Raw genomic sequence first — 21,323 nt, 5'->3', positions numbered from 1 at the left:
TCTCGATACTCCTTGTGAGAGGTGGGCTCAGCCCTTGGTGAGGATGGAGCGGACGAAGAAGAGGAGGTTGGCCGGCTTCTCCGCGAGGCGGCGCATGAAGTAGCCGTACCAGTCGGTGCCGTACGCGGTGTAGACACGCATGCGGTGACCTTCGGCGGCGAGCCGGTTCTGCTCCTCGCTGCGGATGCCGTACAGCATCTGGAACTCGTACTCGTCCAGCTTGCGCCCCGCACGGCGGGCGAGCTCCTGGCCGACGGAGATCAGGCGCGGGTCGTGGGACCCGATCATCGGGTAGCCCTCGCCGTCCATGAGGATCTTCATGATCCGGACGTAGGCCTTGTCGATCTCGGGCTTGTCCTGGATGGCGACGGAGGCGGGCTCCTTGTAGGCGCCCTTCACGATCCGGACGCGGGAGCCGTTCGCGGCGAGGCGACGGGCGTCGTCCTCGGTGCGGAAGAGGTAGGCCTGGATGACACAGCCGGTCTGCGGGTGGGTCTTCCGCAGCTCCTCGTGGATGGCGAACATCGAGTCGAGGGTGGTGTGGTCCTCGGCGTCCAGGGTGACCGTGGTGCCGATCTCGGCCGCGGCCTCGACGACCGGGCGGACGTTGGCGAGGGCCAGCTCGTGGCCGTTCTCCAGGGACTGGCCGAACATGGAGAGCTTCACGGACATCTCGGCGCGCTCGCCGAGGCCCAGCTCCTTGAGACGGCCGATGAGCTCCAGGTAGGCGTCCCGGGCGGCGTACGACTGCTCGACGGTGGTGATGTCCTCACCGACCACGTCGAGGGTGACCTCCAGGCCGCGCTCGCTCAGCTCCCGGACGATCGGGACGACGTCGTCGACCGACTCACCGGCGATGAAGCGGGCGACGACCTGCTTGGTCCCGGGGGCGGCCGACACGAAACGGCGCATCTTGTCGCTGCGCGACGCGGCGAGGATCACGGGACCCAGCACGGGGACCTCCAGAAGGACAGGGTGACGAAGGGTGCCGTACCCGATCTTCCGTAAGAAAACGGGAACAGCACGAGGAACCACCGTGAAACCTAAGGATCGCTCCGATCGTCCGCCATCTACACCTGTCACGCATCCGTGCGCGGCATCTCATACATATGTCTGAGAGGGTGCGAGAATGGCGCTGTGAAGGGCGATTACCAAGACCTGGTCGACGAGATCTCCGCGCTGCTCGGCGCGCCGGCGACGTTGGAGAACCGCGATTTCGGCCTGATCGCCTTCGGCGCCCACGACAGCGACGACGACACCGCGATGGACCCCGTCCGGACCCGGTCGATCCTGACCCGGAAGTCGACCCCGGCGGTCCGCGCCTGGTTCGAGGGCTTCGGCATCACCCGGGCGACGGGCCCGGTCCGCATCCCGGCCGCGCCGGACGCCGGGGTGTTCCGGGACCGCCTCTGTCTGCCCGTACGCCATCGGGGGGTCGTCCTCGGCTACGTCTGGCTGCTCGACGCCGAGCCCGGCCCCACGCCCGGGCAGCTGACGGCCGCGATGGAGGTCGCCACCCGGATCGGCGGCCTGCTGGCCGACGAGGAGCGCGCGGACACCGACCTCTCGCGCGAGTTCGCCGCGGTCCTGACCGCCGGACGCGGCTGGCAGAGCGACATGGCCGTCGCGGCGCTCCGGGTGGCCCTGGGCCCCAGCGCGGACGGTCTGCACACCGTGGTCTGCGTGACCCCCTGGCAGGGCGACCCCCCTTCGATCCGGTCGGTCCCCGGCGGGGCGGCGGCCGCCACGCTCCCCGAGAGCGGCTCCCTCGCCGTCCTCGTACGGCTGCGCACGGCCGAGGACCTCTCCCCCGCGCACACGGCCGCCGCCCGGCTGCGGGGCGCCGCCCCGGCCGGCATCGCGACCCCTCGCCGGGGCCTCACGGAGCTCCCGGCGGCCTGGCGCGAGGCCAACACGGCGGCCCGCGCGGCCACGGCCCAGCCGACCCTCGGCCCGGTCGCCGAGTGGGCCGGGATCGGCCCGTACCGCCTGCTCGCGGCGCTCTACCACCCCGAGATCGACCCCGCCGTCGCCCCGCTCCTCGCACCCGCGCACACCGAACTGGCCCGCACCGCCGAAGTGTTCCTCGACAACGCGGGCCAGGCGGGCCGCACGGCGGCAGCCCTGGGCATCCACCGCCAGACCCTCTACTACCGGCTGTCCCGGGTCGAACAGCTCACGGGCCTGGACCTGGACGACGGCGAGGACCGCCTGCTGCTCCACATGTCCCTGAAGTCGGCGCGGCTCTGAGCACGGACTCCCCCGCGGGGCGCCCCGGCGCCGGAAGGTCCGAAGGCTCCGAAGGCTCCGAAGGCTCCGAAGGCTCCGAAGGCTCCGAACGACCGCTCCCCCGGGCCGGTTTGGCCGGTTTGTAGGATCTCCCCCATGACCACGGGGAACTGGGCACCGCCGACACGGACCGAGCGGCTGCTGTACGAGGCGGGCGCCCGCGAGGACCGGGCGGCCGTCCTGGACGCCCTCGGAAGGACACGTCTCTACGTCCTGCAGGCCCGGGTGCACGCGGACGCGCCCGGCTACACCCCACGACTCCCCTCCCAGCGCGACAAGACCGCCCGGCGCACCGTCGTACCGGTGCTGACCGAGGGGATGCTGCCGGAGTGGCACCCCGACTGGGTGTTCAAGCAGACCACCCTCGCCCGGCTCGCCGCGGCCTGGCCGAACGACCGGTGGTGGCTCGCCGTCAACCCGGACACCCCGTTCCAGGCCGCGCTCCCCGCCCGGGCCGCCGACCGGCGGGCCTGGGAGGAGGCGGGCACCCGGGGCGGCGGACCGGCGCGGCTCCGCCTGCTCACCCACGCCGGCGGGCCGCTGCACGGGCCGGTCGCACACGCCCTCGCGCTCGGCGCGCACCTCGCCGTCCTCAACGGCCTGGTGTGGAACGGGCTCGGCGCCCAGTACGAGGACTACCCCACCGACGTCTCCCGGCTGCGCCGCCCCTGGGCCGTCCACCACCGGGCGGACTTCCGGGACAAGCTGCGGACCCTGATCGCCACCCGGCTGGTCGGCCGGGTCCCCGAGTCCGTCCTCGGGATGCGGCGCCGCCTCACCGCACGCCTCGGCCACCCGCCGAGCGACGAGCAGTGGGCCTCGATGGTCACCGTGACCTTCGAGCGGGACGACCCCTACGGCGAGGACCGGGCCGAGGCCGCGGAGTTCCTGCGACGGATCACCCACTACGAGGCGCGGTTCCGCGCCGACGGCCTCCTCCCGCCGGACGGCCGGGTCGACACCCTCGCCGCCTTCGACCACGGCCGCGCCGTGAACGTCGTACGCCTCGCGCTCGGCGCCCGGTACTGCGAGCCGCGGGAGGCCGAGGAGTCCGTCCTGAAGGTCCTCGAATCCGCCCGCGGGGAGTACGGCTCCTGGGAGGAGTTCTCCCTCGGCTATCTGCTCGCCCGGCTGATCCACTTCGACGAGGGCGACCCCGAGCCGATGTACCAGGAGTCCGTGGCCGTCCACCGGACTCTCACGCAGGACCCTTCGAGCCCCTACCGGAACATCCCTTGGTCATGAGCCCCCGCCGACGCCCCGCATCCCCCGACACCTCGTGGCTGCCGCCGTCCGAGACCGAACAGCTGCTGCACGAGGCGGGGCTGCGCGGCGACTTCCCGGCCCAGGTCCGAGTCCTCGCCGACGCCGAGCTCTTCATCCCCGCCCCCAGGGCCGAGGTGGACGCCGCCCCGGACAACGTCCACTGGCCGCCGCGGCAGACGGCGAAGGGGCTCCTCGTCCGGCAGATCCTCACCCGCGGGATGCTGCCGCCCTGGCACCCGGACTGGGTGTTCCACGCGGTCACCCTCCGCTGGGTCGCCGAGTTCAGCTGGCGGGACCCGCGGCTGTTCCTCGCCGTCAACGGCGGCACCCCCGCCGAGCTGCTGCTGCCCACCACACCCGAGCACCGGGCGGGATGGCTGCGCGCGTACAGCGAACGGGAACGGGGATCGGGCGACCGTTTCACCGCCCTGCGCCACGGCGCCCTGCACGGCCCGCTGGCCTTCGGCCTCGCGTGCGGCGCCCATCTGGCCTTCGCCAACGGCGTCCCGTGGAACGACGTCGGCTCCGTCTACATGGGATACACCCATGAACTCGACACGCTCCGCGACGGCTGGGACGTCACCGACCGGGAGGGCTGGCGGAAGGAGCTGGACGCGCTCCTCGACGGCCGCAACAGCCCGCCGGAGCCGGACTTCGCCCTCAAGGTCCGCGAGGAGCTGCGGATCGCGCGCGGTGCGGTCCCGTCGCCCGACGAGTGGCGCGAGACGGCCGCGGGCCACGCCCAGGACCTGGGCGCGCACCCGTCGTCGGTGCGGCACATCGAGGAACTGGTCCGCCGCATCGTGCGCTACGAGGCCCGGTTCCGTGCCGAAGGGCTGCTGCCGCCGGACGGCCGGGTGCGCAGGACGGTCGCGTACGACTACGGCCGGGCGGTGAACCTGACCCGCTGGGGCCTGACGGCCCGCTTCTGCGCGCCTCCGGAGGCCGAGCAGGCGATCGTCCACGCGGGGGCGCTGGCCCGCTCGGCCTACGGGTCGTGGCAGGACTACTCGACGGGGTACGCGCTGGGGCGGGTGCTGCGTTTCGACGGGGAGGAGTACGGCCCGTACCACGAGCAGAACGTGGCGGCCCATCGCGTCCTGACGGAGCACGAGGGCAGCCCCTGGCGCAATCTCCCCTGGCGCTGAGCCGCGGGCGCTCGCCCCCGCCCGCCGTCACGCGCCGACGGGTTCCGCCCCGTTCGCGGCGACCGTGCACCCATCGGGCACGACGACTCCGCCCGTGTCCGGCGCTATTGCTCACCCATCAGGACCTTGAGTCCCGCCGTGAGGTCGTCCGCCGTCGGCGCCGTGTCCGGGTCGACCATCCACTGGATCATGACGCCGGTGGCGAGGGCCTGGCAGAGCAGTCCGGCCACCCGGGCCTTCTCCGGGTCCGCCTCCGGGTCGATGCCGAGGAAGCCCTCGGCCATGCCGAGCCGCCCCTCGCGCTGCGGCTCCTTGATCGCCTCGCGCAGCTTCTCGTCGTCGTCCAGCCGGGTGACGATCTCGGTCTGGAGCTTCCAGACGGGCCTGCTGGCCCCGGCGGCGGCGATGACCTGCTCCCACACGGCGTGGAAGCGCTGGTAGGGGTCGGCCGGCAGCTCCCGCTTCTCCTCGCCGCTGCCCGCGGGTCCGACCGCCTCGCCCCACTCCTCCGTGACGGCGAGGAAGGCCTGCTGGAGCAGGGCGTCCTTGGAGCCGTAGTGGTAGCCGATGGAGGCGAGGTTGGTGCCGGAGGCGGCGACGATGTCACGGGCCGTGGTGCGCCCGTACCCCTTCTCCAGGAGGCAGCGCTTGGCGCCTTCGAGCAGGTCTTCCTTGTGTCCCATGACAGCACTGTACCCGGTCGCTAGACACTTGTGTAAGACGAGCGTCTAGCGACCGGGTACGAGGCCGTACGGGGTCGGGCGTCAGATCAGGTTGACCGAACGGGCCGAGGTGGCGCCGATCTCCGCCGCGATCTCCGCGAGCACCGGGGCCGGGAGCGTGTCGTCCACGGTGAGCACGACGAGGGCCTCGCCGCCCTCCTCCGCGCGGGAGACCTGCATGCCGGCGATGTTCAGACCGGCCTCGCCGAGGATCCGGCCGACGGTGCCGACGACACCCGGGCGGTCCTCGTAGCGCAGCACGACCATGTGGTCGGCGAGCGCCAGGTCCACGTCGTAGTCGCCGACCGCGACGATCTTCTGAAGGTGCTTGGGGCCGGCGAGCGTGCCGGAGACCGCGACCTCCTCGCCGCTCGACAGCGTGCCGCGCACGGTCACCACGTTGCGGTGGTCGGGCGACTCGGAGCTCGTGGTCAGCCGCACCTCGACGCCGCGCTCCTGCGCGAACAGCGGGGCGTTGACGTACGACACGGTCTCGTCGACGACGTCCTCGAACACGCCCTTGAGCGCGGAGAGTTCCAGCACCTTCACATCGTGCTGGGTGATCTCGCCGTACACCTCGACGTCGAGACGGGCCGCGACCTCGCCCGCGAGGGCGGTGAAGATGCGGCCGAGCTTCTCGGCGAGCGGCAGACCGGGCTTGACGTCCTCCGCGATGACACCGCCCTGGACGTTGACCGCGTCCGGGACGAGCTCGCCGGCGAGCGCCAGACGCACCGAGCGGGCGACCGCGATACCGGCCTTCTCCTGGGCCTCGTCCGTGGACGCGCCGAGGTGCGGGGTGCAGACGACCTGGTCGAGCTCGAAGAGCGGGGAGTCCGTGCAGGGCTCCTTCGCGTACACGTCGAGACCCGCGCCGGCGACCCGGCCCTCCTTGAGGGCGGTGAAGAGCGCCGCCTCGTCCACGATCCCGCCGCGCGCGGCGTTGACGATGCGGACCGAGGGCTTGACCTTGTGCAGCGCCTCGTCACCGATGAGACCGAGGGTCTCCGGGGTCTTCGGCAGGTGGACGGTGATGAAGTCCGCGACCTCCAGGAGCTCGTCCAGGGCCAGCAGCTTCACCCCCATCTGGGCGGCGCGGGCGGGCTGCACGTAGGGGTCGTACGCGACGATCTTCATGCCGAACGCGGACATGCGCTGGGCGACCAGGACACCGATGCGGCCGAGGCCGACGACGCCGAGGGTCTTCTCGCTCAGCTCGACACCCGTGTACCGGGACCGCTGCCACTCGCCGTTCTTCAGCGCCGTGTTGGCCTGCGGGATGTTCCGCGCGGTGGCGACGAGCAGACCGCACGCGAGCTCGGCGGCGGTGACGATGTTCGACGTCGGGGCGTTGACGACCATGACGCCGGCCTTGGTGGCGGCGGAGACGTCCACGTTGTCCAGACCGACACCGGCACGGGCGACGACCCGCAGCTTGCCGGCGGCCGCGATGGCCTCGGCGTCGACCTTGGTCGCGGAACGGACCAGGATCGCGTCCACGTCGGCGATGGCGGGCAGCAGTTCGGCGCGGTCCGCGCCGTTGCAGTGCCGGATCTCGAAGTCCGGGCCCAGTGCGTCGACGGTGGCGGGCGACAGCTCTTCAGCGATGAGTACGACGGGTTTCGAGCTCACGTGAGTCCTCACAGATCCAGTGCGGACGGCCGTCCCGACGGCCGCAGGCGGTGGAGGGGGCTTGCCGCGTGAAAGCGCACGACGCTGTGGGCCTGAACGCGAATGTTGTTGAGCAGTGTAGTGGTGCGTCGGCGCCGATCATGCGCCTCGTTGGAAGGATCACCCGTCCGTGGTTGGACGGGGTGTCCAACGATGTGGACAGGGGCCGGACGCACCGTCCGGCCCCTGCCCCGAAGGCTTACGCCTCCTCGTCGTTCACCCAGCTCATGAGCTTGCGCAGCTCCTTGCCGGTGGTCTCCAGGAGGTGGTTCTCGTCCTGGGTCTTGTACTCGTTGTACTTCTTCAGACCGCCGTGGTACTCGGCCATCCACTCCTTGGCGAAGGTGCCGTCCTGGATCTCCGCGAGGACCTTCTTCATCTCCGCCTTGGTGGCGTCGGTGATGATCCGCGGGCCGGTGACGTAGTCGCCCCACTCGGCGGTCTCGGAGACCGACCAGCGCATCTTCTCCAGGCCGCCCTCGTACATGAGGTCGACGATGAGCTTCAGCTCGTGGAGGCACTCGAAGTACGCGATCTCCGGCTGGTAGCCGGCCTCGGTCAGGGTCTCGAAGCCCGCCTTGACCAGCGCCGCGGTGCCACCGCAGAGCACGGCCTGCTCGCCGAAGAGGTCGGTCTCGGTCTCCTCGGTGAAGGTCGTCTTGATGACGCCGGCGCGGGTGCCGCCGATGCCCTTGGCGTACGAGAGCGCCAGCGCGAAGGCGTTGCCCGTCGCGTCCTGCTCGACGGCCGCGATGCACGGAACGCCGCGGCCCTCCTCGTACTGACGACGGACCAGGTGGCCCGGGCCCTTCGGGGCGACCAGGGCGACGTCGACGCCCTCGGGCACCTTGATGAAGCCGTAACGGACGTTCAGACCGTGACCGAAGAAGAGCGCGTCGCCCTCCTTCAGGTTGTCCTTGATGGACTCCTCGAAGACCTGCGCCTGGATCGGGTCCGGGGTCAGGATCATGATGAGGTCGGCCTCGGCCGCCGCCTCGGCGACGGAGACGACGCGCAGGCCCTGCTCCTCGGCCTTGGCCTTGGACTTCGAACCCTCCTGCAGACCGACGCGGACGTCGACACCGGAGTCACGGAGCGACAGCGCGTGGGCGTGGCCCTGGCTGCCGTAACCGATCACCGCGACCTTGCGGCCCTGGATGATGGACAGGTCGGCGTCGTCGTCGTAGAACAGCTCGGCCACTGGGAATCTCCTTGAGGTGCTGGTGTTGCGTCCCACCGTACGGCGGGGAGCGGGAGGAACGTTTTCGGGTCTCGTCAGTCGGACCGGCGGATGGACCGCCGGTTGACCTTCGATGACTCTGGGGCGATGACTCTCAGGCGCTGCGGTCGAGGGCCCGGAGGGACCGGTCCGTGATGGACCGGGAGCCACGCCCTATGGCGATCGTGCCGGACTGCACGAGCTCCTTGACGCCGAACTGCTCCAGCATCTTGAGCATCGCGTCGAGCTTGTCACTCGAACCGGTGGCCTCGATGGTGACCGCCTCGGGCGAGACGTCCACGGTCTTGGCACGGAACAGCTGCACGATCTCGACGATCTGGGAGCGGGTCTCGTTGTCGGCGCGGACCTTCACCAGGACGAGCTCGCGCTGGATCGCAGCGCTGGGCTCGAGTTCGACGATCTTCAGGACGTTGACCAGCTTGTTGAGCTGCTTGGTCACCTGCTCGAGGGGCAGGTCCTCGACATTGACCACGATGGTGATGCGGGAGATGTCGGGGTGCTCGGTGACACCCACGGCGAGGGAGTCGATGTTGAAGCCGCGGCGCGAGAACAGGGCCGCGATCCGGGCGAGGATGCCGGGCGTGTTCTCGACGAGAACGGAGAGCGTGTGCTTGGTGGACATGATCTGGGTCTCTTCCTTTTCGCTCTGCTTCGTTCCGCGCTTCAGTCGTCTTCGCCGTCGCCGAAGTCGGGGCGGACACCCCGGGCGGCCATGACCTCGTCGTTCGAGGTGCCGGCGGCGACCATCGGCCAGACCTGGGCGTCCTCGTGGACGATGAAGTCGATCACGACCGGGCGGTCGTTGATGGCATTGGCCTCGGCGATGACCTTGTCCAGGTCGGCCGGGTCCTCACAGCGCAGGGCGACACAGCCCATGGCCTCGGAGAGCTTGACGAAGTCGGGGACGCGGGTGCCCTTGTTCGCCTGGACGTCGTCCGGGCCGGAGTGCAGGACGGTGTTGGAGTAGCGCTGGTTGTAGAAGAGGGTCTGCCACTGGCGGACCATCCCGAGGGCGCCGTTGTTGATGATGGCGACCTTGATCGGGATGTTGTTCAGGGCGCAGGTGGTGAGCTCCTGATTGGTCATCTGGAAACAGCCGTCGCCGTCGATCGCCCAGACCGGGCGGTCGGGCTGACCGGCCTTGGCGCCCATCGCGGCGGGGACCGCGTACCCCATCGTCCCGAGACCGCCGGAGTTCAGCCAGGTGGCCGGGCGCTCGTAGTCGATGAAGTGGGCGGCCCACATCTGGTGCTGGCCGACACCGGCGGCGAAGATCGTGTCGTCGGGGGCGAGCTGGCCGATGCGCTGGATGACCTGCTGCGGCGAGAGGCTGCCGTCCGCCGGCAGGTCGTAGCCGAGCGGGTAGGTCTCGCGCCAGCGGCTCAGGTCGCTCCACCAGGCGGTGTAGTCGCCCTTGTTGCCCTCGCTGTGCTCGGCCTGGACGGCCTGGACCAGGTCGGCGATGACCTCGCGGGCGTCACCGACGATCGGGACGTCGGCGGCGCGGTTCTTGCCGATCTCGGCCGGGTCGATGTCCGCGTGGACGATCTTGGCGTACGGGGCGAAGCTGTCGAGCTTGCCGGTGACGCGGTCGTCGAAGCGGGCGCCGAGGGCGACGATCAGGTCGGCCTTCTGCAGTGCGGTGACGGCGGTGACGGCACCGTGCATGCCGGGCATGCCCACGTGCAGCGGGTGGCTGTCGGGGAAGGCGCCGAGGGCCATCAGGGTGGTGGTGACCGGGGCGCCGGTGAGCTCGGCGAGGATCTTCAGCTCGGCCGTCGCACCGGCCTTGATGACGCCGCCGCCGACGTACAGCACGGGGCGCTTGGCCGCGTTGATCAGCTTGGCGGCCTCGCGGATCTGCTTGGCGTGGGGCTTGGTCACCGGGCGGTAACCCGGCAGGTCGGTCTGCGGCGGCCAGCTGAAGGTGGTCTTCGCCTGCAGGGCGTCCTTGGAGATGTCGACCAGGACCGGGCCGGGGCGGCCGGTGGAGGCGATGTGGAAGGCCTCGGCGATCGTCCGCGGGATGTCCTCGGCCTTGGTGACCAGGAAGTTGTGCTTGGTGATCGGCATCGTGATGCCGCAGATGTCCGCCTCCTGGAAGGCGTCCGTACCGATGGCCTTCGAGGCGACCTGGCCGGTGATCGCGACGAGCGGGACCGAGTCCATGTGCGCGTCGGCGATCGGGGTGACCAGGTTGGTGGCGCCCGGTCCCGAGGTGGCCATACAGACGCCGACCCTGCCGGTCGCCTGGGCGTAGCCGGTGGCCGCGTGCCCCGCGCCCTGCTCGTGGCGGACCAGGATGTGGCGGACCCGCTGCGAGTCCATCATCGGGTCGTAGGCGGGAAGGATCGCGCCGCCGGGGATGCCGAAGACGGTGTCGGCGCCCACTTCCTCGAGAGAACGGATGAGGGACTGCGCACCCGTGACGTGCTCGACGGTGGTGGCGGGCTGCGCGCCGCTACGGGGCCGCGGCTGCGGATGGTGCCCGGTGGCCTGGTCGGTCATCAGCATCTCTTCTCGAAGCAGAGGGTTTTTGCGAGGTGTTTTGCAGGGGTTTGCGGCGACTTTGGAATGAGTCGGTGCAACAAAAAACCCCTCGTGCCGTGAGGCAAGCGAGGGGAGCGCGTCGGGTGCGTATCAAGCGAGGCCTACGGTGGCCCTGCTTCAGCCGACGCGCTTTCCAAGTACGAGAATTCGGGTGCGCATGGCACTGACCCTCCCTCTCAGCCCTCACCACTGTCAAGTGGGTGGGACGGGCGTCTCATTATTTGAGCGGAACGGGGGACGGTTTCCGACACGGACGGGGACCGTCCCGGGCAGCGGGTACTCGTCCCGCACCAGGGCCCTGCGCAGCCGGTACTCGTCGAGCGGGCCCGAGAAGGCCATGCCCTGGGCATGGCTGCAGCCCATGGCCCGCAGCGCGACGACCTGCTCCGGTACGTCGACGCCCTCGGCGACGGTCTGCATCCCGAGCTCGGCGGCGATACGGAGCACCCCGCGGGTGATCTTGCGGAGCCTGGCCGACTCGACCACGCCCTCGACGAGTCCGCGGTCCAGCTTCAGTATGTCGACGGGAAGCCTCCGGAGCGCGTTGATCGCCATATGTCCGCTGCCGAATCCGTCGAGCGCGATCCGCACCCCGAGACGGCGCAGGGTGACCAGGCGCTGTTCCAGCTCGTCGAGCGAGATCCGGGGATCGCTGTCGGCGAGTTCGACGATCAGCGAGCCGGACGGCAGACCGTGCCGGGTGAGCAGCGACTCGACCGAGCCGAGCGGCAGCGAGCGGTCCAGGAGGCGTCCGGCGGAGATCCGGATGGACACCGGCGTACGGTGGCCGATTCCCGCCCGTTCGGCGGCCTGCTCCACGGCCTCCTCCAGGAGCCAGCGGCCGAGCTCCGCGGTCCGCTCGGAGTCGTCGGTGACCCGGAGGTACTCGGCGGGGGTGAAGAGGATGCCCTGGGCGGAGCGCCAGCGCGCCTGGGCGCTGACGGCGGAGATCCGGCCGGTGGCGAGGTCGACGACCGGCTGGTGGAGCAGCGCGAACTCGCCGTCGTGGAGTGCGGTGCGCAGCCGGGCGGCCAGCTCGGTCCGTCGGACCACCTCGGCCTGCATCTGGGGCGCGTAGAGCTCGACCCGGTCCTTGCCGGCCGCCTTGGCGCGGTACATGGCGAGGTCGGCGTTGCGCAGGAGGTCGCCCGCCTCGATGCCCGGCTCGGCGAAGGCCACTCCGATGGAGGCGGCGACCCGCACCTCCTGACCGCCGTCGACGCGGTACGGCCGGGAGAGGGTGAGCCGGAGCCGGTCGGCGATCTCCTGGACCTGCTTCCGGCGGGCGGCCTGGTCGCGGCAGCCGTCACCGAGGATGAGGGCGGCGAACTCGTCGCCGCCGAGCCGGGCGGCCGTGTCCCCGGCCCGCACGGAGTCGTGGAGGCGGCGGGCGGCCTGGACGAGGAGGTCGTCCCCGGCCTGGTGGCCGAGGCGGTCGTTGACGCCCTTGAAGCCGTCGAGGTCGATGAAGAGCACGGCGGTGCCGGGGTCGGAGGCGCGACGGCCGCCGAGCGCCTGCCGGACCCGTCGGGTGAAGAGCGCCCGGTTGGGCAGGTCGGTGAGCGGGTCGTGCTCGGCGTTGTGCTGCAACTGGGCCTGGAGCCGCACGCGTTCGGTGACGTCCCGGCTGTTGAAGATCAGGCCGCCCTGGTGACGGTTGACCGTCGACTCGACGTTGAGCCAGTCGCCGCGACCGGAGCGGAAGCGGCACTCGATCCGGGTGGTCGGCTCCTCGGCGGGCGAGACGGCCAGGAAGCGCCGTACCTCGTGGACGACGCCACCGAGGTCCTCGGGATGGATGAGCGAGGCGAGTTCGGAGCCGATCAGCTCCTCGGCGTCGCGTCCGTAGACCCCGGAGGCGGCCGGGCTGACGTAGCGGAGCACCCCGGTGGGCGCGGCGATCATGATGACGTCGCTGGAACCCTGCACGAGCGACCTGAAGTGGTTCTCCTTCTGGGCCAGTTCGTGGGTCAGGGCGATGTTGTCGAGGAGCATGATGCCCTGCCGTACGACGAGGGCCAGGACCACCGTGCAGCCGGTGAGGACGACGACGCGGTCGACCCTGCGCCCCTCGACGACGTTGTAGAGGATGCCGAGGGTGCAGACGGCGGCGGCGAGGTACGGGGTGAGTGCGGCGAGCGAACCGGCCACCGGACGGCTGTGCAGCCACGGCCCGCGCGCGGTGGCGGCGCTGTCCGGAAGACGGCGCACACCCCACGGCGCGTAGGCGAGCAGCAGGGAGCCGGCGAACCACCCGGCGTCGAGCAGCTGGCCCGAGGCGTAGTTCTCGCGGAGCAGCGGCGAGGTGAACAGGGCGTCGCACAGGACGGTCAGGGCGAGCGCGGCGATCGCGGTGTTGGTCGCCGAGCGGTTGGCCTGGGAACGCCGGAAGTGCAGGACGAGGACCATGCTCACGAGGACGATGTCGAGCAGCGGGTACGCGAGGGACAGGGCCGCCTGCGCGACGGGCTCGTCCTGGAAATGGGCCGTGCGCGCGAGGGCGAGGCTCCAGGAGAGCGTGAGCAGGGAGCCGCCGATGAGCCAGGCGTCGAGTCCCAGGCAGACCCAGCCGGCCCGGGTCACGGGCTTCTTGGCCAGGACGAGGAGCCCGACGATGGCGGGCGGTGCGAAGAGTAAGAAGAAGAGGTCGGCGACGGAGGAGTCCGGCACCTCCGTACGGAGCACGACCTCGTACCAGCCCCACACCGCGTTGCCCGCGGAGGCCATGAACGAGGAGAAGGCGAAGAGCAGCCAGGCGGGGCGGGCGCTGCCGCGGTGGGCCCGGGCGTAGAGGAAGCAGGAGACCGCGGCGGTGAGGGCGGCGGCGCTGAGTCCGAAGTCGCCCATGAAGAGGGCGAGTTCGGGTGAGCCCCAGCCGAGCGAGGCGCCGGTCGTGTAGCCCGCGCAGATCAGCCCCAGGGCGATCTGGGAGAGGATCGCGCCGATGCCGGGGCGTCCGGGGTCCGGATGGCCGGGTTCCACGCCGGCGCCGCCGGGGCCGCCGGCGGTTCGGCGCGCGAGGACCGCCCCGGGCGCCGTCACCGGACCCTCCGGCGCCGCGCCACCGCAGCCGGCCGCGTCGTGCGGGCGCGCCGACGGCTCGTCGGGGCCCCCGGGCGCGTGCCCGTCGCAGTCGTGGGGGCCGGCCGGGTCCCGTACGACAGGGACGACCGACTCCGGCACGGCGCCACCACAGGCCTCACAGGCACCGTGGGACGCGGGTGCGCCGTGCGGCGCGGGGCCGCCGTGGGACGCGGGGGCTCGGGTGACCGGGGCGGCAGCGCTCGGGCCCGGTGGTTCGGCACCGTGACCCCCGTCTCCGCGACCCGGTCCCGGGTCCGGCCCCCAGTCCGGTTCGGTGTGCGGTCCGGAGCCCGGCCCCGAGTCCCGACCGGCCGGTGGTCCGCAGGCCGGTCCGGCGTCCGGTCCGCGGTCCGGTCCGGCGACCGGCCCGCCCTGCGGCCGGCCGGCCGGTCCGGTGTCCGTCGGTTCGGCGGCGGCGTGGGGCGCGCGGTGCTGCGCGGCCTGGTCCGGCACGGATGGTGCGAGACCTGCGGCCAGGCCCGGAAGGCTCGCCGACGGCGGCGTCGCCGCGTCGGATCGTCGGTCCTCCGGCCGTGCTTCACCCGTCGCCCCCCTCGAAATCTGATGACCCGTCACTTCGCTCCCCAGCGTCAGCCCGTACTCGACGCAGTCCCCCGCTCCGGGACGATACACCAGGACCGTCACTCAGGGACAGGGTCGCAGTACTCTCCGTGACGGTGAGGGGCTCGTGCACGGCGCGTGTCGGGGCGCGCGCCACCCGACCGGCCCATCCCGGCCTCACCCGGACGGCGGCTCAGGTGGTGGTGAGAAGGACGTTGGCCAGCCCCTCGCCCGCCGCGAACCGCCGCAGCTGCCCCGCGACCAACCGCTTCGCACGGGGCATGAAGGCCGAAGTGGAACCTCCCACATGCGGACTGATCAGGACACCGGGAGCGTGCCACAGGGGGTGCCCGGCCGGCAGCGGTTCCGGGTCTGTGACATCGAGCGCCGCCGTGATCCTGCCGCTCTCGACCTCCTTGAGCAGGGCCGTCGTGTCGACGACCGGCCCCCGGGCGACGTTCACGAGCAGCGCCCCGTCCTTCATCCGGCCCAGGAACCCGGCGTCGGCGAGATGCCTGGTCGCGGGCGTGAGCGGAGTCGAGAGGACGACCACGTCCGCATCCGGAAGCAGCCCGGGCAGCTCCGTCAGTGCGTGGACCGGGCCGCGCGCTGTGGTGCGCGCGGAGCGTGCGACGCGCGCCACCCGCGCGCACTCGAAGGGCGCGAGCCGGTCCTCGATGGCGGCGCCGATCGACCCGTACCCGACGATCAGGACCGACCTGTCGGCGAGGGCCGGGTAGAAGCCGGCCCGCCATTCCTCGGCGTCCTGGCCGCGGACGAAGCCGGGGATGCCGCGCAGCGAGGCCAGGATCAGGGCGAGCGTGAGCTCGGCGGTGCTGGCCTCGTGGACGCCCTTCGCGTTGCAGACGTCGACGCCCGGGGGCAGCGAGCCGATGCCGGGCGTGACGTGGTCGATGCCCGCCGAAAGGGTCTGCACGGCCCGGAGCGAGGTCATCGCGGCCAGCGGCCGGACGGCGATCTCGGAGCCCTTCATGTACGGGACGACGTAGAAGGCGCAGCGCGCCGGATCGGCCGGGAACTCCGGCCCGCCGTCCCAGAAGCGGTAGTTCAGGCCCGACGCTCCCGCTTCGGGGAGATCGTCGATCTCGTCCGCGGGAATCGGAAGCCACACGTCAGCGGTCGTGTTCTCGAATCTCATGAGCGGGAGGCTATGCGAAGAATCCCGTGCGCCATTGGTTACTTTGGGGGACGGCACAGGGAGGGGTACCGGCAGGTGGAGCGCAGGACTATCGGGGCGACGGCGCTCGACGTGGGTGCGATCGGCCTGGGGTGCATGCCGATGAACTGGGCGTACAGCCGTTCGGAACAGCGGGGGGACCGCTCGCTGCGGACCGTGCACGCGGCACTGGACGCCGGGGTGAGCCTGCTCGACACCGCCGACATGTACGGGCCGTTCACCAACGAGCTACTGCTGGGGCGGGTGTTGAAGGAGCGGCGGGCGGACGCCTTCGTCTCGACGAAGTGCGGACTGCTCGTCGGCGACGGCGGCGGGCGTCGGCACGTGGTCGCCGACGGCAGGCCGGGGTATGTGCGCCGGGCCTGCGACGCCTCGCTCCGCCGGCTGCGGACCGATGTGATCGACCTGTACCAACTGCACCGGGCGGACCCCGAGGTGCCGGTCGAGGAGACCTGGGGCGCGATGGCCGAACTGGTCTCGGCGGGGAAGGTACGGGCGCTCGGGCTGTGCGCCGTCGGCGCCCGGTCGGCCCAGAGGGGGACCACCGGCGTCGGCCGTGACGGGTACGAGGGAACGATCCGCCAACTGGAGCGGATCCAGCAGGTCTTCCCGGTGGCCGCGGTGCAGGCCGAGTTGTCGGTGTGGTCCCAGGAGGCACTGGCGCGGCTGCTGCCCTGGTGCGCGGCGCGGGGCGTCGGCTTCCTGGCGGCGATGCCGCTGGGGAACGGTTTCCTGACCGGCACGCTGACCCCGGGCGGCGGCTTCGAACCGGAGGATCCGCGGGCCCGGCACCCCCGCTTCACCGCGGAGATGATGGCGGCGAACCAGCCGCTGGTGGCGGGGCTGCGGCGGGTGGCCGCCCGGCACGGGGCGGAGGTCACCCCGGCCCAGGTGGCGCTCGCGTGGGTGCTCGGCCGGGGGCCGCACGTCGTACCGGTGCCGGGGGCGAAGCGGGAGCGATGGGCCGTGGAGAACGCCCGGGCGGCGGGGCTGCGGCTGACGGCCGGGGATCTGGCGGAGATCCGGGCGCTTCCGGCGCCCCGGGGGTCCTGGGACTGAGGGGGCGCGGGACGGGCGGCAGGCTCGTGGCCGGGGTGATCGGGAACCTGATCGGGTCGGGCGGTGTATCAAGGGTGAAGGGATGCCGCTCGACTCGCGAAGGGGACCGTGCCATGAGCCGTCCTGCTGTTGTGAAGGCCCTCTGGGGCGCCGCCGTGCTGGTCCTGGTGGCGGGCTGTTCCTCGGGAGGTACCGAGGATCGGCCGGGCACCGCTCCCCCGACGTCGGCGACCGCGACCGGGTCCGCCTCGTCGTCGGCCGCCTCGTCGGCCGCCTCGTCCGCCGCCGCGCCCTCGGGCGGCCGGGTGGCGGTGACGGGCACGCTCGCCGAGGGGCTGAAGTCGCCCTGGGGACTCGCCGAGCTGCCCGGCGGGGATCTGCTGGTCTCCTCGCGGGACGAGCGGACGATCACCCGGGTCGACGGGCGGACCGGGGCGAAGACCTCGCTGGGCGAGGTGCCCGGGGTGGTCCCCGGCGGTGAGGGCGGGCTGATGGGCCTCGCGGTGCGGGACGGCTGGGTGTACGCGTATCTGACGGCGGAGTCGGACAACCGCATCGTGCGCATGCGGTACGGGGGCGCGGACGGCGACCGGCTCGGCGTCCCGCAGCCGGTCCTGACCGGCATCCCGAAGGGGATCGTGCACAACGGCGGCCGGATCGCGTTCGGGCCGGACGGGATGCTGTACGCGGGGACGGGCGAGACGGGCCGGACCGGTCTGGCCCAGGACCGGGACTCGCTCGGCGGGAAGATCCTGCGGATGACGCCCGAGGGGAAGCCCGCACCGGGCAATCCCGTCGCCGGTTCGGTGGTCTATTCGTACGGGCACCGCAATGTGCAGGGCATCGCCTGGGACGCGGAGGGCCGTCTGTGGGCGGCCGAGTTCGGGCAGAACACCTGGGACGAGCTGAATCTGGTCGAGCGCGGGAAGAACTACGGCTGGCCGGAGGTCGAGGGCCGGGCCGGCGAGGCCCGATTCGTGGATCCGGTGGCCCAGTGGCCGACCTCGGAGGCATCTCCCAGCGGCATCGCGTACGCGCGGGGCGCGATCTGGATGGCCGGGCTGAGAGGCGAGCGGCTGTGGCGGGTTGGGCTCTCCGGTGCGGAACGGTCCGGGGACCCCGAGGCGTTCCTGACACAGGAGTACGGACGCCTGCGCACGGTCCTCGCGGGGGGCGGCGGGCGGCTCTGGCTGGTGACCAGCGAAACCGACACCCGGGGCACCCCCGGGCCAGGGGACGACAGGATCCTCCGGCTGGAGGTGAGCTGAAGGAGCTGGTGACCGTGTTCGACCCGTTGGCGGAACTGTTCGCCCCAGGCCGCAGGCACACCGAGGAGGAGCTGCGCAGGCAGGCCCTGACCAGGGAGGATCCGGGCGACGCCGACCCCTCGCGCGGCCCGATAGATCTCACCTCCGGCCGGGTGACGATACGGGCCCCCCGCGGCGCGGCGGGGGATCCCGGGGAGGCCGGTCGGTCAGAGGGCCGTGTCGAGGAGGTGGAGGCGGTGGGCCAGGGCCGCGGCCTCGCCACGGCCGGCGACGCCGAGCTTGGCGAGGATGTTGGAGACGTGGACGCTGGCCGTCTTGGGTGAGATGAAGAGCTCCTCGGCGATCTGACGGTTGGTGCGGCCGGCCGCGACCAGGCCGAGGACGTCCTGCTCCCGGGGGGTCAGACCGAAGGTGTCGTCCCCGGGATCCGGCGGCGTCGGGACCCGCTTCTCCGGGGCGAGGGAGAGGCGGGCTCGGGCGGCGAGGAGTTCCACGTCCTCGCGGAGCGGGCGGGCGCCGAGACGGATGGCGGTGGTGTGGGCCTCGCGGAGCAGGGCCGCGGCCTCCTCGCGGCGGCCGCCCTCGACGAGCAGGGCGTCGGCGAGGCGGTGCTGGGCGCGGGCCAGCTGGGCGGGGCGTTCCAGCGGTGCGTAGGCGGCGACGACCTCGGCCCAGCGGGCGGCGGTCTCGCGGCCCTCGGCGCGGGCGAGCTCCTCGGAGACCTGTCGGCCGTAGGCGATCCAGACGGGGGCCGGGGCGGCGAGGCTCCGGACGCTGCGGCGGATCGCTTCGAGCGCCTCCGCGCGGCCCTCGTCGGCGGCGGGCAGCCCACGGCTTTCGGCCTCGGCGGTGACGGCGGTGAGGACGAGCGGCCAGCCGTAGCGGTGGGTGCCGGGCGGGAAGCCGCCCCGTTCGGCGGCGGCGAGCTGGGTCCGGACGTCCGCGACGCGCCCCTCGGCGGCGGCCACGGCGATCTCCACCTGGGCCATGGGCAGGGTGTACTGCGGGATCGGGTCGCGGGTGCCGTAGACGGAGCGGGCGTCGGCGAGGTGGCGGCCGGCCGCGTCGAGTTCGCCGCGGGCGGCGGCGAGCTGGGCGAGACGGAGGGAGGCCGAGCCGCGGGGCTTGGTGCTGGTCGCCGAGCGGAGCAGTCGTTCGGCGGCCTCCCGGGTCTCGTCCCAGTGGCCGAGGGAGAGGAGGGATTCGGCCCGGTTGGCCTCGACCCAGCCGACGCTGTCGACGAGACCGTAGGTGCGGGCGAGGCGGATGCCGGTGTCGGTGAGTTCGACGGCCTCGCGGGAGCGGCCGAGGGACTCCAGGGCGGAGGAGATGTTGATGTGGGCGCGGGCGGCTTCGGTGAACTGGCCGAGGGCCGTGGTCCGTTCCCGTACCTCGTGCATCTCGGCGAGCCCCGTCTCCACGTCGCCCGCGGCGACCATGAGGGTGCCGAGGGTGAGGCGGGCGTTGAGTTCGATCGACTCGGCCTTGACGTGCCGGGCGTACTCGACGGCGCGTTCGGCGGCGGCGAGGGCGTCGGGGCCGGGGTTGCGGAGCATGCCCCAGCCGGCGGCGCCGACGAGGACCACGGCGTGGACGGCGGAGGGCGGGAGGCCCTTGACGAGTTCCTGGGCCCGGGCTATCTCCGCCCGGCCGTCGCCGCGGCCGAGGTTGGACTGGAGACGGGCCTTCTCGGTCCAGAACCAGGCGGCCCGCAGGGGGTCCTGGGCGTCGCCGCCGTCGAGGAGACCCAGCGCCATCTTGCCGATCTTCAGGGCGCGGTCGCGGTCTCCGCTGAGCCGGGCGGCGACGGCGGCCTCGGCGAGCAGGTCGAGATAGGTGAGTGCGGCGGTCTCGGGGTCGCAGCCGCAGGGCGGGTAGGCCTCGGCGTAGTCCATGGGCCGGAGCGAGCCGCGGATCTCCGCGGGGACCTCGTCCCAGAGTTCCATGGCCCGTTCGAGGAGCCGGAGCTGCTCGGCGTAGGCATGGCGCTTGCGGGTGGCGACGGAGGCGCGGAGGACGGCGGGCAGGGCCTTGGCCGGGTCGTGCGCGTGGTACCAGTAGGTGGCGAGCCGGTTGGCGCGCTCGTCGGCGCGGACGAGCGAGGGGTCGGACTCCAGGGCTTCGGCGTAGCGCCGGTTGAGGCGGGAGCGTTCGCCCGGCAGCAGGTCGTCGCTGACGGCCTCGCGGACCAGGGAGTGGCGGAAGCGGTAGCCGTCGCCGTCGGGGACGGCGAGCAGCAGGTTGGCGCCCACGGCGGCCCGCAGCGCCTCGATGAGTTCGTCCTCGCCGAGCCGGGCGACGGCGGCGAGCAGGCCGTACTCGACGGTGGATCCGCCCTCGGCGACGATCCGGGCGACCCGCTGGGCGTCCTCGGAGAGCGTCTCGACCCGGACCAGCAGGAGGTCGCGCAGGGAGTCGCTGAGCTGGCCGGCGGCGCAGCCGGCCTCGTGGGAGACGACGAGTTCCTCGACGAAGAAGGCGTTGCCGTCGGAGCGTTCGAAGACTTCCTCGACGAGGGCGGGGTCGGGTTCGGCGGCGAGGATGCCGGTGAGCTGGCGGTGGACCTCGGTGCGGGTGAAGCGGGCGAGTTCGATGCGGCGGATGGTGCGGAGCCGGTCGAGTTCGGCGAGGAGGGGGCGCAGCGGGTGGCGCCGGTGGATGTCGTCGGCGCGGTAGCTGGCGACGATCACGATCCGGCCCCGGCGGAGGGTGCGGAGGAGGTAGGTGAGGAGGTGCCGGGTGGAGGCGTCGGCCCAGTGGAGGTCTTCCAGGACGAGCACGATCGTGCGGTCGGCGGCGAGGCGTTCCAGGAGCCGCAGCGTCAGTTCGAAGAGGCGGGCGGTGGAGTCCTCGTCGGCGGATTCGTGGCCGCCGGGGTCGCCCAGTTCGGGCAGCAGGCGGGCGAGCTCGGCCTCCTGACCGTCGGCGGCGGCGGTGAGTTCGTCGGGGAGCCGGCGGCGGAGGGAGCGCAGTGCGGTGGCGAAGGGGGCGAACGGGAGGCCGTCGGCGCCGAGCTCGACGCAACCGCCGAGGGCGACGACGGCGCCCTGCTCGCAGGCCGTGTCGAGGAACTCCTCGATGAGCCGGGTCTTGCCGACCCCCGCCTCGCCGCCGATGAGCAGCGCCTGGGGCTCTCCCGCGGTCGCGCGGGAGAGCGCCTCGGTGAGGGCGGTGAGTTCGCCGGCGCGGCCGACGAAGACGGGACTGACTGACCTGGTCTCCACGGCGCCGAGCATCGCACAGGCGTCCATGCCGTGGCTCATACGG

Annotated in this window: 15 protein-coding genes; 6 read left to right on the top strand and 9 right to left on the bottom strand. The window is 72.3% G+C overall.

Features of this window, described 5'->3' with window-relative positions:
* Positions 1–27 precede the first annotated feature (27 nt).
* Positions 28–954, bottom strand: coding sequence for a proline dehydrogenase family protein (locus IE311_RS07845; protein WP_189830854.1), 927 nt, complete (start codon positions 952–954; stop codon positions 28–30).
* 183 nt (positions 955–1,137) lie between these two features.
* Between IE311_RS07845 and IE311_RS07840 the strand changes: the two genes are divergently transcribed.
* The 3 genes from IE311_RS07840 (at position 1,138) to IE311_RS07830 (ending at position 4,703) form a co-directional block, all read left to right on the top strand.
* A complete protein-coding gene (locus tag IE311_RS07840; RefSeq protein ID WP_189830853.1) occupies positions 1,138–2,250 on the top strand; it encodes a PucR family transcriptional regulator in 1,113 nt (370 codons plus the stop codon).
* Between the two features lie 135 nt (positions 2,251–2,385).
* Positions 2,386–3,534 (top strand): DUF1266 domain-containing protein, encoded by a 1,149-nt coding sequence (locus IE311_RS07835; RefSeq protein WP_189830852.1) that lies wholly within the window; start codon positions 2,386–2,388, stop codon positions 3,532–3,534.
* A complete protein-coding gene (locus IE311_RS07830) occupies positions 3,531–4,703 on the top strand; it encodes a DUF1266 domain-containing protein (protein ID WP_189830851.1) in 1,173 nt (390 codons plus the stop codon). Before IE311_RS07835 ends, IE311_RS07830 begins: the two co-directional genes overlap by 4 nt.
* Positions 4,704–4,807: 104 nt before the next feature.
* On the opposite strand, the gene IE311_RS07825 is transcribed toward IE311_RS07830, so the two are convergent.
* From IE311_RS07825 to IE311_RS07795, 7 genes are all read right to left on the bottom strand, one after another.
* A complete protein-coding gene (locus IE311_RS07825; protein WP_189830850.1) occupies positions 4,808–5,386 on the bottom strand; it encodes a TetR/AcrR family transcriptional regulator in 579 nt (192 codons plus the stop codon).
* A gap of 81 nt (positions 5,387–5,467) precedes the next feature.
* A complete protein-coding gene (gene serA / locus IE311_RS07820; protein WP_189830849.1) occupies positions 5,468–7,057 on the bottom strand; it encodes a phosphoglycerate dehydrogenase in 1,590 nt (529 codons plus the stop codon).
* Between the two features lie 238 nt (positions 7,058–7,295).
* A complete protein-coding gene (gene ilvC, locus IE311_RS07815) occupies positions 7,296–8,297 on the bottom strand; it encodes a ketol-acid reductoisomerase (protein ID WP_189830848.1) in 1,002 nt (333 codons plus the stop codon).
* A gap of 133 nt (positions 8,298–8,430) precedes the next feature.
* Positions 8,431–8,958 (bottom strand): acetolactate synthase small subunit, encoded by a 528-nt coding sequence (gene ilvN / locus IE311_RS07810; protein WP_024756291.1) that lies wholly within the window; start codon positions 8,956–8,958, stop codon positions 8,431–8,433.
* A 41-nt stretch (positions 8,959–8,999) separates the two neighbouring features.
* Positions 9,000–10,850: an acetolactate synthase large subunit gene (locus IE311_RS07805; protein WP_189830847.1), complete on the bottom strand. Its 1,851-nt coding sequence runs from the start codon at positions 10,848–10,850 to the stop codon at positions 9,000–9,002.
* A 228-nt stretch (positions 10,851–11,078) separates the two neighbouring features.
* Positions 11,079–13,928 carry a putative bifunctional diguanylate cyclase/phosphodiesterase gene (locus tag IE311_RS07800; protein WP_373313782.1) on the bottom strand — a complete coding sequence of 950 codons (2,850 nt, stop codon included), beginning with the start codon at positions 13,926–13,928 and terminating at the stop codon, positions 11,079–11,081.
* A 796-nt stretch (positions 13,929–14,724) separates the two neighbouring features.
* Positions 14,725–15,690: a 2-hydroxyacid dehydrogenase gene (locus tag IE311_RS07795; protein WP_189830846.1), complete on the bottom strand. Its 966-nt coding sequence runs from the start codon at positions 15,688–15,690 to the stop codon at positions 14,725–14,727.
* Positions 15,691–15,765: 75 nt separating this feature from the next.
* On the opposite strand from IE311_RS07795, the gene IE311_RS07790 reads away from it, so the two are divergent.
* The 3 genes from IE311_RS07790 to IE311_RS36590 all read left to right on the top strand — a co-directional run bounded on the left by IE311_RS07790 (position 15,766) and on the right by IE311_RS36590 (position 18,379).
* On the top strand, positions 15,766–16,788 hold the full coding sequence (locus IE311_RS07790) for an aldo/keto reductase (protein WP_189830845.1): 1,023 nt from the start codon (positions 15,766–15,768) through the stop codon (positions 16,786–16,788).
* Between the two features lie 113 nt (positions 16,789–16,901).
* Positions 16,902–18,056 carry a PQQ-dependent sugar dehydrogenase gene (locus IE311_RS07785; RefSeq protein ID WP_189830844.1) on the top strand — a complete coding sequence of 385 codons (1,155 nt, stop codon included), beginning with the start codon at positions 16,902–16,904 and terminating at the stop codon, positions 18,054–18,056.
* 8 nt (positions 18,057–18,064) lie between these two features.
* Positions 18,065–18,379: a DUF6191 domain-containing protein gene (locus IE311_RS36590; RefSeq protein ID WP_308439800.1), complete on the top strand. Its 315-nt coding sequence runs from the start codon at positions 18,065–18,067 to the stop codon at positions 18,377–18,379.
* Here IE311_RS36590 and IE311_RS07780 read toward each other — a convergent pair.
* Positions 18,263–21,319: a helix-turn-helix transcriptional regulator gene (locus IE311_RS07780; protein ID WP_373313773.1), complete on the bottom strand. Its 3,057-nt coding sequence runs from the start codon at positions 21,317–21,319 to the stop codon at positions 18,263–18,265. The genes IE311_RS36590 and IE311_RS07780 overlap by 117 nt on opposite strands.
* Positions 21,320–21,323 lie beyond the last annotated feature (4 nt).

Source organism: Streptomyces zaomyceticus (assembly GCF_014656215.1).
GTDB lineage: Bacteria > Actinomycetota > Actinomycetes > Streptomycetales > Streptomycetaceae > Streptomyces > Streptomyces zaomyceticus.
This window is presented reverse-complemented; position numbering and strand designations above follow the sequence as displayed.